Origin of the sequence: Streptomyces sp. NPDC002795 (genome assembly GCF_042888725.1) — a bacterium.
Classification (GTDB): Bacteria; Actinomycetota; Actinomycetes; order Streptomycetales; family Streptomycetaceae; genus Streptomyces.
On record NZ_JBIAQB010000008.1, the window covers coordinates 473,712 to 488,075 of the forward strand.

Consider the following 14,364-nt stretch of genomic DNA (forward strand, 5'->3'; position numbering starts at 1 on the left):
CAACGGCCTCCCCCGCGTGTTGGGGCGGGCGGTCCAAATTTGCACCGCCCCGCACAACCACGAGGGTCAGGCGTTTACAGCGGATCCGACACAACCACTCCCCATAGAACGGCACGGTGGGGAACGTCAGGCTGCAGCTCGGGACTGTCGGGGACAGGACCTGCAAAGGGGGCCCCGCACAGCGAGACCCCCTGCATGATGTTCGGCCGGGCCTGCTGCCACAGACGACCGGCATGTTGTTCGTTGTTCCCTCGGACCATCAGAAGGAACTGCTCAGAGCGCGAGCTTTCCCTCCTTCGAGGAGCCCACACTCACGTTGGCCATGCTGCCCACGCGGATGCTCGTTGAAGCCTGCGTCCAGGAACAATGCGCACGATGCCGGAGAGCGCCTACAACAGGATATCGGTTGTTACCGACGAGTTGTATCAACGTCCCTGGCTGGGGGCATCGCAGTGGAACGGGAGGCCGTCCTGCCAGGCGGCCCCGGACCATCAGGAGCTGTCTATGCGAGTACACCCTCCTCGGGCGCGCGGACACACCCCAGCGCCGCGGCCACCCCGATCGGGCTGGAACACAGCCATCGCAGGGTTCTTCATCGTCACTGCGGCGCTGACCGCTTCCGTCCTCACTCTGGTGCTAGCACCAAGTGAGCCGACGGTTGTTGCGGTGGCCGGCGCAATCGCGACCGCAGGCATCACAGCGGGCGCGGGCATCTTCAACCGAGAGTGACAACAGCCGACTCGGCACTGTCACCTCGAGAGACCGGAGCATCAAGAGCAGGTCCTGCCTTCGCGGCAGGACCTGCATTCATTTGCCATACCTCCAACTCTCCCGACCGGTTCCCAACCAGATGCCTCCGGCTCCGCGGCCACTGCTACCAGAGGGAGGTACCTGAGCCGAAGCTCAGGAGTTGTCACCAGCGGGGCCGGCTGAGCTGGTGAATGGGGACGACCGAGGCAGCCTGGTTGTCACACGCGAGGGATCCGACTTGTCACAGGCGCTCATTCGGCAGTCTTTCTGTCACCAGAAAGAGCTGTCGGGCCGTGCAGCGGAAACCGGGAACCGCGAGTTCGGCTCGGGACCTACGCTGGCGCTACCTTCCATCTTGTCTAGGAGTAGCGTGCCGCCTGCCTTCGTTCACCGGATCACGAAGTATGCCCCCGCCGACCGTGACGAGCACGGCAGCTACCGGGGCGCGGAGGAGGCGGTCAGCGACCACGGGCCGGTCGAGGCCGCTTACCTGGAGGCGATCTCCGCGTTCGCGGAAGCTGCGGGCATCGACCGACTGGAGATCCGTGAGCCCTCCGTCACCGGGCTCGTCCACTTCGGTGCCCAGCCGGCGGTCGAGGGACACGATCTCAGCGGGCTCTTCCCGGCTGACCTCGCCGGTTACCACGACGGGGCCGAGGTTTCCCTGGCGATGGCGCTGGAGCTGATCCGCGTCATGCTCCGTGAACAGGGCGCCTGGTGCCGGCTGGAGGCAGAGGACGTTTTCGCCGTGCACGTCGGATGGGACCAGTACGTGTACGTGGGCAGCGACAAGCCCTGCACAGACGCCGTGGCCCGTACACGAGAACTCGGCCTCTTCGCGGAACGGCTGTCGGCGTCACCTTACGCCGCGGAACCAGAGGTGACAGAAGCCGCCGACGAAGGGTTCTGGGCGTCGGTGTGTACCGAGCTGGTAGCGCGGCAAGGTCTGCTCCTGGAGGAAACCCACATCGTCAACGCCACCCGCTGGCACCGTCTCACCACGAATAACCTCAACGCGGTGCGAGCCCGTCTCGGCCCACGCGCCCTGCTGACCGTCTGGCCCGACCTGCAACCCGATGTCGTCGCGGTCCTGACCGCGCTGCCGTCCGAATGGCACATCGAGTTCGTCTGGGAGACGAAGGACGGAACGATCAGAGACATGATCGTCGATGAGACCCAGTACGAGGAGCTCGCTGCCTTGGTAGCCGACGCGCGAGCGGCCCGCGCTCTTTCCTTCTACGCCGACGAACGCAGTCCACTGCTCCAAGCCGTTCTACCCGATAGCGACGGCGTGTTGCGCGCACGATGGTGACCCGGTTCATGAGCCGAAGCTAAGAAGTTGTCCCGGCACCGGCTGAGCTGGCGAAGGGGACGTCGAGGCAGCCTGGTTGCCACATTCAAGGCATCCGACTTGTCACAGACGCTCATTCAGCAGTCTTTCTGCCAGCAGAAACGAAGATCGGGAGCCTGAGGTTCTCTACGGCGCTTCCATGGGCCCATGGCCGCTACACGTGCTGGGTCGGGAAGGGTAGTCAAAACAGCTGCCACCGGGTCTGTCTGGTCGCATCGGTGCAGGTGGGAGGACCTTTTCGTGGCGACGGACGTCGACGCGGGAAGGTCCGGTCTGAACATGGGCGACGGCTGGACGAGACGGTGGGCGGTCTCGTGGCGGGCCGGCGGGGACGATGCGTCTCGCTCGGTGCACGATCTCGCGCAGGAGCCGGTGCTCACAAGCGGCCCGATGCGGCACTTCACCTGGCGCCGGGACCAACGGCACCGTCCTGGCCTGCAGTTCCTGACCAGTACCGGCCAGCACCACGGCGCGGAGAGCCTGGAGGAGAGCCGGGTTCTGCTGGCCCTGACCTTCGCCGGCGACGTGGTCGACGTCGTCTCGCAGCCACTGAAGATCTCCTTCGCCACCTGCGGGAAGCGCCGCGCCCACACCCCTGACTACCTCACGGTGACCCGCCGCGCCGTCTGGCTGATCGACGTACGCCCCGAGCCGTTGATCAAGGAGGCGGACCGGGAGTCGTTCGCCGCGGCCGCCGAGGTCGCCTGCGGCTGGCGCTACGCGGTGGCTGCTCGCTGGCGGAAGCACACCTTCGCAGGGCTGGACGCGATGGCGTCGCAACGCCGGTTGAGGTCCGATCCGCTGGGGCTTCGGCCGGTGCTGCTCGCCGAGGCCGCGGGCGGGCGAAGGTTCGGTGAGCTCGTGGCGGCGACGGGCTGCGAGCCGGTGGCCCGGGCCCATCCGCTGTACCTGCTGTGGTCGAGGCAGTTGGGCGTCGACCTGGCCGCCCCGCTGCAGGACCGCTCGCTCGTCATGCGCTCCGGTGTGAGGTCCGGGGAGATGCTTGACGGTTTGGTCCTGAGACTTGCTTGACGGTGTCTCGCGTGATGCTTGACGGTTCCAGGTGATGGTTGACGGTCAGCGAGAGTCAGCGACGTAGCGGGTGACGCGGCCACCTTTGCGTGGGTGAGTGGAGATCTCGACCTCGCCATCGAGGACGCGGAAGCAGGTCTCTTCGATGATCACGGTGACGGTCTTGCCCGCGTGCGCGATGCCGGGACGGAGCTTCTGGCGGGCAACGGCGAAGGTGCCGTCGGCTCCGACACGTCGGATTGCCCGCAGCGGCTGAGACGGGGGCGGCGGCAGTGGGGCCGTGGCGATCCGCGCGCCGGTGAGTTTCGCGCGACGCTGGTGCGGGATCGGTGGGGCTCCTGGTCAAGACCCTGCCTGCGTTCTTCGACGCCTTCGGCGGCGCGAGCTTCGACGACTTCCTTCACGCGTACCGCGCGGGCGCCGTGAACCCGCACCTGGACCTGGACCTGGTCACGCAAACCCTCCAGGCACGCGACACCATGCGTGCCGCACGCCCCCACATCCAGCAGCTCCTCGATGAACGCGACTCCTCGCCGGAGCAGCTCATCCGCTGGGGCGGCACCGACAACGCCGACCTGTGCTTCCTCGTCCCCCAGCCCGAACCACAGAACTGGTCCGTCCTGACTGTGATCAGCCGCAGCCAGGAATCCGACTTCCACGAGGACCCATCGAGGGGTACCTGCTGCGGGTGCCGCGCGTCGAACTGGTCAGGGACGTCTTCCCCGATGAAGAGTCCGGCTACGTACCTGACCCCACGGCGTGAGCGGAGGCTCCGCCTCACGCCGACGCACCCCCTGCCCGGTCATCTCGATGCTTCCGCCCCGGCGACAGGTGAGCCGGGGCGAAGGCTCAGGGAGCTGACGCGATGGGTGGCCAGTGCTGTTGAGGCTGCCTCGTACTGGCCTCGTCCCAGACGCCCGGCGTGGGCTGTACAACTGCCAGCGGTGTGCCGGGCGTTGAGACAGACGGTTGCGGCGTCGGGGTGCCTCCTGCGAGGGAGACTTCGGCCCCGTTCTGCCGGGTGCCCCAGCCCGTCTTGGCGCAGGTGACGATCCCATACCAGCGGAGCCAGCGGAACCATGTCCAGGCCATGATGATCGCCAGGGGCATCATCAGCCAGGTCAGCAGGCGGGAGCGGATGCGTTCGTCGGTGCGGATGATGCCGAGGTAGCGCAGTCCCTGGGCCCAGCCGAGCAGGAAGGGGATCCAGAGCATGCTCAGCGGCGGCCTGTTGTCGTAGGCGACGGGCTCCACCACCAGCAGCCAGATGGTGACCAGCTGGGTGAGGACCATCTGGGTCCAGCGCATGGCGTGGAGCCAGAAGGCGGGTCGGGCCATCGACAGGTAGCGCATCCGCCAGATCGAGCGGATCGTCGATCCGCGCATCCAGCGCAGGTACATACGGCCGAAGTGGTTCCAGCGCTCCGGCATGGCCGTGAACACGATGGCGGTGCTCTGCTGGACCGTGAGTCCTCGCTCCTGGGCGTACAGGGTGAGCATGCTGTCGTCGCTGAATGCGACGCCGCGACCCATGAACGTCTCGTTGAGGTAGGAGCCGAGGTTGTCGCGGACCACGGCGGCCCGATAGGCCGCGAGCGGACCGGAGTTGACCATGACGGCGCCGACGGCGGACTGGCCGGAGCGGTCCACCATTTGCGAGGTCACGAACCACAGGTCGGTCGTGCGGGCCAGCAGCTGACTGCTGCGCCAGTACAGAACCGCCCTACGGTGCTCGCGCTTGGCGCGACGGATCGCCTTGCGCGAGCCGCGGCTCCGCGGCGGGGTGAAGACAGGGCGGCTGGGGCCCTTGTTGTTGGTGGCGATGACGATGCCGGCGACCGACTGCACGCGCCGTTTCGAGAACGGTTTGAGGATCTCCTCGACCGCTCGGGGGTCAAGGTAGGAGTCGGAGTCCACGGTGATGTAGACGTCGGCGTGCGGGCTGGCTTCGACTCCGTGGCCCTGGGCGTGGCGCTTGCCTCCGTTGGGCATGCGCTGCCATGTCGTCTCGACGCCGGCCTGGTGGGCGGCCTGGAGCCACCAGTCGCGGACGTCGGCGTAGTCGGTGGTGGTGGAGCCGTCGTCGACCACGTGGACGCTGTCGGGGCGGCGGGTCTGCTGCAGGAAGGACTCGAGGCCGAGTTTCAGGTAGCCGGGGTCCTCGTTGTAGGTGGGCATCAGGATGGACACGTGCAGCCGGTCCAGGCGCTCGCGTGCCTTGGCGGGCACGCGCATGGGACGGTCCAGGTGGTAGAGCGTGACCTGGATGGCGAAGAGTAGGAAGGTGCCGAGCCAGACGAAGGACAGGCGGCCGGTGGTCTTGGAGTCCCAGGTGGAGACCGTGAGGGCGTGGTGGGCGGTCCAGACGGTCAGCAGGGCGAGGCCGCAGATGGCGATCAGGACCGTGCCGGACCGGTGCTGCCTGGCGGACAGCACCGGCACCTGGCTACGGCGGCGTCTGCGGCTCATTCCTCGCCCACGGTCTGACGCCTCCGGAAGCCCACGCGGGTGACGAGGATCCCCGCGAGAACAAGGCCGGCAGCGGCGGCGAACATCCACCAGCCGGTGTAGATGGTGACGCCTGCGACCGTGAGACCACCGGCGCCGGTTGCGGCAAGCTGCTGTCCATCGGACATGACGGAACTCCCCCCAGGAGTACGAGACTGTCTCGGTACGTCGAACAATTGGATGCGGGTGCTGCAGGGTTCTATGCGCGTTGCTCTGCGACGAGGCTCTGCACATAGAGCACCCCGGGGGCAACACAACTACTGGTCGCCCTCGGGAAGTTGGGTTCAGGATTCGCCGGGCTCAGGGGCGGCCGAGAGCGCGGTACTCCCAGCCGGCTTCGCGCCACCGCACCGGGTCCAGCGCGTGACGACCGTCGACCACGCGCCGGTGCGCGACCACGGCCCCCAGGACCTGCGGATCGATGAGCCGGAACTCGTTCCACTCGGTGAGCAGGGCGACGACGTCCGCTCCCGCCGCTGCCGTGAGGGCGTCGGCGCAGTAGGCGAGTTCGGGGTGGCTGCGCCGGGCGTTGTCGAGGGCGGCCGGGTCCACCACGGTCACCTGCGCTCCGAGCCGGTGCAGGCTACTCGCGACATCGAGGGCCGGAGCGTCGCGGATGTCGTCGGAGTTGGGCTTGAAGGACGCGCCCAGCACCGTGATCCGCGCCCCGCGCAGCTCCCCGCCCACCAGCTCGGCGATCAGATCCACAGTGCGCGAGCGCCGCCGCTTGTTGATGTCGTCGACTTCCCGGAGGAAGGAGACGGCCTGGCCGACGCCGAGTTCCTCGGCCCGGTGCGCGAACGCACGGATGTCCTTGGGCAGGCACCCACCGCCGAATCCCAGGCCCGGCTTGAGGAAGCGACCGCCAATCCGTTCGTCGTGGGCCAACGCCTCGGCCAGCCGCGCGACATCGCCGCCTGCCGCCTCGCAGACCTCAGCCATGGCGTTGATGTAGGAAATCTTGGTGGCGAGGAAGGAGTTGGCGGCGACCTTGACCAGCTCGGCGGTCGCCAGGTCGGTGACCACCACCGGTACCCCCTGGGCAATCACCGGCGCGAACGCGGCGCGCAGCCGCGTCTCGGCCCAGTCGGAGGCCACGCCGAAGACGAGCCGGTCGGGACGCAGCGTGTCGTCCACGGCGAATCCCTCGCGAAGAAACTCGGGATTCCAGGCCAGTTCGACGTCGGTGCCGGCGGGGGCAACGCGCTGGACGATCTCGGTGAGCCGTGCAGCGGTGCCTACCGGCACGGTGGACTTGCCGACCACGAGCGCGGGCTGGCGCAGGTGCGCCGCCAGTTCAGTCACGGCACTTTCGACGTAGCGCAGGTCCGCGGCGTCCGACCCCTGCTGCTGGGGCGTGCCGACGCAGATGAAGTGGATGTCACCGAACTCACCGGCCTCATGAAAGCTGGTGGAGAAGCGCAGGCGCCCGGAGTCCAGCGCCTTGCTCAACAGTTCGGGAAGGCCCGGCTCGAAGAAAGGCACCTGGCCCGAGTTCAGCTTGGCGACCTTGACCGCATCCGTGTCCACGCCGAGGACGTCGAAGCCCAAGGCGGCCATGCACACGGCATGAGTTGCGCCAAGGTAACCGGTCCCCACGACCGTGATACGCGGAACCGGATCACTCCGCTCCAACGTCCCCGCTGCCCTCACAGGGCTCAATGCAGCACCGACCTGCACGTGTAACTCCCCCGCCGTCTCCACTGTTTGCAGGAGGGGCCCGGCGACACGACGCCGCGACCACCGTGTAGCACCCAAGCTCCGCGAGCGGATCGGATACCCCGGCAGCCACCCCGTGCGACGCACCCCTATGCGTCGCACGGAAGCCAGACAGCTGCATGCCCGAAACCCGGTAGTCACCCCGGCAGGCAGCACTTGCCCCCCATTGTTGAACGAGTAACAAGGTAGCCCACTCCAGCCTCTTGTGAAGAATTTGCGAACATGCGTGATCAAAATGTAACCATGGAGGTGTGGGCTGCCTCGATCTGCGTTGCCCTGGGTACGGAGGCTTCAGAGCCAGATCGCGATGCCGCCCACCTCTGCAGGTGCGAGCGGGCCATTACCGCTCTTGCCGCAGGCCGAACCGGACTCTTCGAGCATGCGGTAGCACACCCGCCCCCGTTCCAAGCCGACCCAGGTCGAGCTTGCTGGGGAGCGGCGAGCCCTTCGTGCGCCCCCTCCCCCATGCTCGCGGTACTCCAGCAGAACATTCCAGCCCATCAGGCCGTGACGTTTGCGAGGGCACCCCGCGATGCATCCGATCATCCACCCCTACGGGCACGTGGTCTTCCAGGCCGGCCGGGGGACGTGCACACCGCCATGGTGAACGGAAGGGTCGTCAAGTACGACGGCACCCTGCTCGGAGAGCGGCTCGCCGCCGCCCGTACCGCCACCACCGCGACGGTCGAACACTTCCGTTCCGCGATGGGCGAGGAGGAGTGGCGGCAGGTATGGGAGCCCCAGCTCCCGGCCGCCGAGCGGACCCCGAACCCCTACCTCGACGAGGTCTGGGACTGACACCGCCCGGCGCCCGGCAGAGCCTCACCTCAATGGTCGCGCCCGGTACGTCACCCGGCTCTGATCCATTGCAGACAGCCGACGCCAGTGCAAGGGTCCATTCATTCTCAAATGCCAGATATCGACCTCCTGAGCCCCCGGAAAGGAAGGGAAAGCTGACATGTCATCGAACCCGGCCGGAACAGCCGACACCGCCACCGACCCGCACCCCCGCAAGACCATCACGGCTGACGGCGTGAGCATGAGCTACGTCGACACCGACTCCGGTGATCGCGCCGTGGTGTTCCTGCACGGCAATCCGACCTCGTCGTACCTGTGGCGCAACGTCATCTCCAGCCTCGCCCCCACCCACCGCTACCTGGCCCCGGACCTGGCCGGGATGGGAGCCTCCGGTCCCACGCCGAACGGCGCCTACCGGTTCACCGATCATGTCCGCTACCTCGACGCCTGGTTCGACGCGGTCCTGCCCGAGGGGAACGTCACCCTCGTCATGCACGACTGGGGCGCCGCCCTGGGCCTGGACTGGGCGCGGCGCAACCCGGCGCGGGTCGACGGCCTGGCCTACATGGAAGGCGTCATCCAGGGACGCCGCTGGGCGGACTTCCCGCCGGGCGGCGACGCGACGTTTCGTGCCGTGCGCAGCGACCAGGGCGAGGAGATCGTCCTGGACAACAACCTCTTCGTCGAGAAGATGCTCCCGATGGGCACCATGCGTGAACTCGACGAGCGGGAAATGGCCGCCTACCGGGCGCCGTTCACCACTCGCGAGTCGCGGATGCCCATGCTCACCTGGGCGCGGGAAATGCCCTTCGACGGAGAGCCGCAGGACGTCGCGGCGATCGTCAAGGACAACGGGGCATGGGCTTCGCAGAGTCCGGTGCCCAAACTGCTGATCGCAGGAGACCCCGGCGCGGTCATGACCGGGCCCGCCCTGGAGTACGCACGTACCTGGCCCAACCAGCAAGCGGTCAGCGTCAGGGGAGCCCACTTCCTCCCAGAAGACTCCCCCCAGGACATCGGCAAGGCTCTCCAGGAGTTCCTCGACCGGCTGTAGACCGGGATCCCACGGGCGGCCAGGTACGCATGTGCCGCCCTGCGCCTGCACAGCCGTAGCGGCCCGCCGGACAAACCGGCGGGCCGCTACGGCGATTCGGGGGTCACACAGCGGGGCCGTAGTTGGCGCAGACGGGCTTGAAGTCGGGGTCGTTCGGGCCCAGGACGTTCTCGATGTTCTCGAGTGTCGGCCCGTCGAGTGCCACTCCCATATGGCCGACGCTGTTATCGGGGCACTGGTCCTGGAGCAGGATGTTGGTCACGTTGTCGCCGCGCAGGAAGGAGTTCGTGTGCGGCGTGACGACCGTGTCGTGCTTGGTCTGGATCACGACATAGTTGACGCCGCGCACGGTGTCCCCGTCCTTCCACAGCTCTTTCTGGAAGTCCGACTCGACTTCCTGCTGCTTGAGTCCGGCCAGTCCGGCGAAGTCGAGGAAGTTGTTGACGAGCCCGAGCCCGTTCAGACCCTTGAAGAGGGTGACGAGGCCGGAGAGGGTGGTGCCGTGGTTGCTGGGCGCCATGCCCACCAGGGTGTGCACCTTGGCGCCGCCGCCCAGCCGCTTGATGTAGTAGTTCGGCATCATGCCGCCCTCCGAGTGGCCGACCACATCGACCTTCTTGGCATCGGTCGACGCGAGGACCCTGTCGACGAAGGCGCTCATGCTCTTCGCCGACTCACCGATGTCGGTCATCCCGCCACTGCGGCCCAACGACAGAGCGTGCATGCCGTAGTTGAACGCGTAGACGCAGTAGCCCTCGTTGGCGAGCCGGGGGGCCAACGCCGCCCAGTTCGCACCCATGTTGGCGCCGGCCCCGTGGGAGAGCACCACCGGGTAGGGGTGCTTTGCGCTCGGCTTGCAGGTCCAGTCGTTGGCGCCGGCCACGGCGTTCGGGCTGAACAGGTGGTTGTGCACCACTGTGCCGAGGTCGCCCACGGGGTACTTGGTGTCGGCCGACGCTGAGGCCTTTGTCGATGTCTCGTCCGGGGCGGGGGCGGCCTGGGCCGTTGCGGCCGTGGCGAGAGAGCCTGCCCCCAGACACAGCGCCGTGAGGGCTGCCGCGGCCCCGCGATGCGCGGAGGTACGGGACTGGCGGGGGACGCGCTGAATCTTCATTCTCTTCTCCAAGGCAAGTGAGCAGGCCGATCCGGGGGGGATGGCGATCCGTGCCGGGCCGCCTGGTGACGGAGGGGGCGGGTGTGCCTGGTTGGGGTGGTTTACGGGGTGAGTTCCGGTGAGCGGAGGGTGCTCCGGTGGCGCCCTCACCGGGGCCGTCGCGCTGCGGTGTGACAGGGCCCCGGGGCCTGTCCGCCCGTCAGCTCTACGACGGGTTGAGTCACCTGCGAAAGGTGGTGTCGCAGCGCACCGGGCCTTGCTTCCTGGCGGCCGGAGCCGCGCCACCGACCACGCGTCTCCGGCCCTTCGCCCTCGCGGCCTGTTGCGTCCGAGGCATCCCCTGCCGCCTCGGCGCCTCGGCGCCACGAGCGCGAAGTCGCATGCGCTCAGCAGATTCCCGGTTCAGCGCACGGAGCCGCTGACCACCGGGATGCTCAGGACGCCGGTGTCGTTGGGCGTGCTGGTGACGGTGACCGGCTTGACACCCCTGTTGCCGTAGTAGGCGTTGTCGCTCGCCGCGATCACGAAGCTCAGCCGATGGCCCTTCTCGTAGCGGTGGGCGATGCCCGGCAGCTTCACGGTGAAGGGCTTGGTGACGTCGGGGATCCTGGCCGGGGCGACGAGCCGCTGGACCAGCGTCCGGGTGCCGTCCGGCGCCACATCGTAGATCTTGGCGAAGAGGACGAGTTTGTCGGCGCTGTTCCCGGAGTTCTGTACCTTCTCGGTCGCCGGCGAGGTCACCTTCAGGGTGGCCTCGGGCGCCCCGACCACCTCGGCGGGGCCGCTCAGGGGGCGTGAGGTCCAGGCCAGATGGGTTCCGGCGGCGTCGTGGGGCGCACGGTCGGGCAGGCCGATGGCACGGGTCAGCGGGCTCTCGGAGTGACTCGTGGAAAGGAACGGCCGGTTGCGGTACTCCCGGCTGCCGCTCTTGACCGCGGAGCGGCTCCCGACCAGGGCCCCGTCGCCGGACAGGTAGAGCTTCTGGGCCGCGCCTACGGGGAAGGCGCTGGAAGTTCCGTACGTGGAACTGGGCTTGGCCCAGTCGCGGTAGTAGGCGAAGGCCGGGCCTGTGTCGGTGCCGGGGCGGTTTTGGAGGTAGCGGTCGAACCAGGACAGGATGCGCCGGCCGACGTAACTCGTCTCCAGGTTCCCCTTGCCGATGTTCAGCTCACCGGAGGCAGGGTTGCTGATGCCGCCGCTGTGCCCCCAGGACTGCCAGATCATCTTGGTGGGCGTGCCCTGCTTGCGCAGCATCTCGTAGTTCGCGGACGCCTCGTTGAGGTTGAAGAGGCTGTCCGCCTGCCCCTGGACGAACAGCGTCGGCGCCTTGACCCCGGACATGTAGGACGCGGGCGACACGCTGCGGGCGTAGTTGACGGCCGTCTTGGTCTCTGCGGCGGGGTAGCGGTTGGAGGTGAGCAGCCGCATGGTCTGGCAGGGCTTCGCGGCGAAGTGCAGGCAGCCGGCACCACCGATGCGGCTCAGATCGAAGCTGGGGTTGAGGAGCCCCCCGGCCTCGCCCATGAGGAAGAAGCCGCCCGCCCACTGGTACTTGAAGGCGCCCACCGTGTCGGAGCTGACGCCCTGACCGTGGCCGTCCTGCCGCGCCGCGTTGGGGGCCAGTGAGTACGACAGGTCGTTCCAGGTGATGAAGGGCACCAGCGCGTCGACACGGTGGTCGTGGGCAGCCGTGGCCATCTGGATGGATCCGCCGTACGAGGCGCCGATCATGCCCACGCGGGGGTCGTCGCTTCCGTCCTTGGTGACGTAGTCGATCGTCGTGCCGTCGCGGGCGGCCCGGTCGCCGGCCAGGAAGTCGATGAGCTGGCTCGCGGCCTTTCCGTCGACAGCCGGGTCGTTGAGTGAGATCGGGCAGCCCGATCTGCCGAATCCGAGTCCGGAATAGGCCAGAGCGACGTAGCCGCGCGCTGCGAACGCTTTGGCGATCGCGTTGGTGGCGCCGTCGGACTTGCTGCCGCCGAAGCCGTTGGTGGTCAGGACGGCCGGGGCCGGGTTCTTGGCATCGGTTCCGGCGGGCCGGTAGAGATCGGCATCAACGGTGCAGCTGTGGCCGCCCGCGTCGACGGTGAAGGTCAGTGGCGTGACGCTGAAGTCCGGCTGCGTCCCCGATGCGCTCGCGGGACTGGCGAAGAGCAGCGGCGCCAGCAGGGCGGTTCCGGCGGCCAGCGTGCCGGCCTTCCGGTATGGGGGCATCTCGAACTCCGATTCGTGCGCGGTCGCCAGGGCGGTGGATGTCCTCTCCCGCCAGGGCATCCACCGAGCCGCGCGACACGATCGCCGCACGGCCGGATCAGAGAATGTCCGTCGGAGCGGCACGGCGTCGTTGGAACGGCCAACACGACAGCGCCGCGATCTTTGTTCCCTGGCACAAACGGCTAGGGGCTGTCTACGCTCCCGTCATGCCCCCCCCACTTCCCCCAGCCCACTCGAAGCGCCGCTGCCCCCGGAGCTGCGCGAGCCGAGTCTGCGTCTGCTCAAGCGGCTTGATGAGCTCGCGGCGGCGCTCACCGCCCGGGCCAGGGCAGCGGTGAAGGAGTTCGCGGCGCTGGCGGAACTCCCGCTGGAGAATCTGTGCGCGATGTGCACGGCACACCTGTCAGGCATCTACCGCTACCTCGCTGGTCTTGCCCCCTTGGACCTGGAGACCGCGCGGGCCGACGGGCGCCGTCGAGCCGAGCAAGGGATGCCGCTGCCGGTGGTGTTGCATGGCTACCGGATCGGCGCCTTGTTCATCTGGGAGTCGCTGCGTGATGAGGCAGATCTCTAGGAGCCCGGCACCGCCTCGGCGTTGCTCGAACACGTCACCACCATCTGGCTGGCGCTGGACCGGTACGCCGAAGCGGTCCAGAACAGCTATCGCGAGACGGTTGCCGAGCGGGCCCGGGCTCAGGGGCGTGAGCGCGAGCGGTTGCTGGCCATCCTGTTCGGCGAGCATGTCCAGAATCCCGCCCTGCTGCTCGACAGCGCCGACGCCTTGGACCTCCCGCGGCGCGCCACCTTCTGCGTCGTCGCGTCCGACGGCGCTGAGGAAGCCGCCGGAAGCGACGGACGGTACGACCCGCCCAGCGTGCAACTGCGTCTGCGCGAGCAGGGCATCGACTCGGTGTGGCGCAGATCCTCACAGGAATGCCTGGGGATCATCCCGCTGGGACCGGACCGGCTGGCCACCGGCAGCATGGCGGACTGCCTGCAGTCCGCGCTGCTCGGCCGCATCGGCATCAGCCCCGCCTTCGGAGAGATCGTGCACACCGGGCGCGCGGTCCTCAAGGCCCGCCTGGCACGAGCCTGCCTGCCCGCCGATGAGAGCGGGCCGTCCCACTACGGCGACCGGCCACTCGGGCTGCTCATCGCCAACGCACCCGAGACCGCCGACGAGATCGCCACCCGGATCCTGGCGCCCGTCCTGGCCCAGCCACCAGAGGACTGCGCGCTGCTCCTGGACACCGCGCGCGCCTGGTACGGCGCGCGCGGTTCGATCAGGGATGCGGCGCAGACCTTGTACTGCCACCCCAACACTGTGCGCTATCGCCTGAAGCGCCTGGAGTCGCTCACCGGCCTGGCCCTCGACGACCCCCACGCCACCACCAACCTCCTCGTCGCCCTGGAGGCCTTCAGCCTCCGCCCGCCGACGTCAGGCGATGCATAGCGGGCTGGAGCGACGAGGCGTAGGTGGTCGATGCCGAGTCCTGCCCGCAGGACGGCAGGATGACGATCGCCGTGGCCCACCAGTACTGCGACACGTTGGGCGGACAGGACAACTGCCAGGTCCCTGTGAGCGTCCAGGCGGTCACCGGCGCCGCATCCTGTCGGCTGCAGTGGCGGCTGTTCCTCAATGAGGAGTGGGCCCCAGGATGCTGGGCGGCGTCACCGGAGCAAGGTGCCCGAGGAGTTCCGAAATGGGAGAAGTGTCTTCTTGCGCTGGACATCCTGGACGACTGTCGGGATGGGGTCTGGCGCCGGAGCTCCCGCGGGCCGTGAACTCTCACTTTCTGGTCCTACTGGCCACTGGCTCTCCGC

12 protein-coding genes and 1 pseudogene are annotated in these 14,364 nt (G+C 68.1%); 8 read left to right on the plus strand and 5 right to left on the minus strand.

The genetic code is table 11. From position 1 onward, the window contains the following. Positions 1-1,120 precede the first annotated feature (1,120 nt). The 3 genes from ACFYWS_RS26005 to ACFYWS_RS26015 all read left to right on the plus strand — a co-directional run bounded on the left by ACFYWS_RS26005 (position 1,121) and on the right by ACFYWS_RS26015 (position 3,559). On the plus strand, positions 1,121-2,062 hold the full coding sequence (locus ACFYWS_RS26005) for an RNA-binding protein (RefSeq protein ID WP_389280505.1): 942 nt from the start codon (positions 1,121-1,123) through the stop codon (positions 2,060-2,062). Positions 2,063-2,341: 279 nt separating this feature from the next. Beyond that, positions 2,342-3,133 carry a TnsA-like heteromeric transposase endonuclease subunit gene (locus tag ACFYWS_RS26010; protein WP_389280506.1) on the plus strand — a complete coding sequence of 264 codons (792 nt, stop codon included), beginning with the start codon at positions 2,342-2,344 and terminating at the stop codon, positions 3,131-3,133. Between the two features lie 93 nt (positions 3,134-3,226). Continuing rightward, a complete protein-coding gene (locus tag ACFYWS_RS26015) occupies positions 3,227-3,559 on the plus strand; it encodes a hypothetical protein (RefSeq protein ID WP_389280507.1) in 333 nt (110 codons plus the stop codon). Positions 3,560-3,982: 423 nt separating this feature from the next. On the opposite strand, the gene ACFYWS_RS26020 is transcribed toward ACFYWS_RS26015, so the two are convergent. From ACFYWS_RS26020 to ACFYWS_RS26030, 3 genes are all read right to left on the minus strand, one after another. After that, positions 3,983-5,602 (minus strand): glycosyltransferase, encoded by a 1,620-nt coding sequence (locus ACFYWS_RS26020; protein ID WP_389280508.1) that lies wholly within the window; start codon positions 5,600-5,602, stop codon positions 3,983-3,985. After that, the gene (locus ACFYWS_RS26025; RefSeq protein WP_389280509.1) at positions 5,599-5,769 is read right to left on the minus strand and encodes a hypothetical protein; all 171 of its coding nucleotides are present in this window, start codon (positions 5,767-5,769) and stop codon (positions 5,599-5,601) included. Before ACFYWS_RS26025 ends, ACFYWS_RS26020 begins: the two co-directional genes overlap by 4 nt. 172 nt (positions 5,770-5,941) lie before the next feature. After that, positions 5,942-7,276: a UDP-glucose dehydrogenase family protein gene (locus tag ACFYWS_RS26030; RefSeq protein ID WP_389280560.1), complete on the minus strand. Its 1,335-nt coding sequence runs from the start codon at positions 7,274-7,276 to the stop codon at positions 5,942-5,944. Between the two features lie 684 nt (positions 7,277-7,960). On the opposite strand from ACFYWS_RS26030, the gene ACFYWS_RS26035 reads away from it, so the two are divergent. Together ACFYWS_RS26035 and ACFYWS_RS26040 are read left to right on the plus strand one after the other, a co-directional pair. Continuing rightward, entirely contained in the window at positions 7,961-8,158 is a 198-nt protein-coding gene (locus ACFYWS_RS26035; RefSeq protein WP_389280510.1) for a hypothetical protein, read from the plus strand. 160 nt (positions 8,159-8,318) lie between these two features. Further along, complete coding sequence (locus ACFYWS_RS26040) at positions 8,319-9,212, plus strand: haloalkane dehalogenase (protein WP_389280511.1); 894 nt, start codon at positions 8,319-8,321, stop codon at positions 9,210-9,212. A gap of 103 nt (positions 9,213-9,315) precedes the next feature. Here ACFYWS_RS26040 and ACFYWS_RS26045 read toward each other — a convergent pair whose 3' ends face one another. Then, positions 9,316-10,326, minus strand: coding sequence for an esterase/lipase family protein (locus tag ACFYWS_RS26045; RefSeq protein ID WP_389280512.1), 1,011 nt, complete (start codon positions 10,324-10,326; stop codon positions 9,316-9,318). Between the two features lie 402 nt (positions 10,327-10,728). Next, entirely contained in the window at positions 10,729-12,540 is a 1,812-nt protein-coding gene (locus ACFYWS_RS26050; RefSeq protein ID WP_389280513.1) for a CocE/NonD family hydrolase, read from the minus strand. A gap of 334 nt (positions 12,541-12,874) precedes the next feature. Between ACFYWS_RS26050 and ACFYWS_RS26055 the strand changes: the two genes are divergently transcribed. The 3 genes and pseudogenes from ACFYWS_RS26055 to ACFYWS_RS26065 form a co-directional block, all read left to right on the plus strand. After that, a complete protein-coding gene (locus tag ACFYWS_RS26055) occupies positions 12,875-13,114 on the plus strand; it encodes a hypothetical protein (RefSeq protein ID WP_389280514.1) in 240 nt (79 codons plus the stop codon). A 21-nt stretch (positions 13,115-13,135) separates the two neighbouring features. Beyond that, positions 13,136-13,993, plus strand: coding sequence for a PucR family transcriptional regulator (locus ACFYWS_RS26060; RefSeq protein WP_389280515.1), 858 nt, complete (start codon positions 13,136-13,138; stop codon positions 13,991-13,993). Positions 13,994-14,019: 26 nt separating this feature from the next. Next, positions 14,020-14,306 (plus strand): annotated as a pseudogene (locus ACFYWS_RS26065) (transposase); the annotation flags it as partial. Positions 14,307-14,364: the final 58 nt, after the last annotated feature.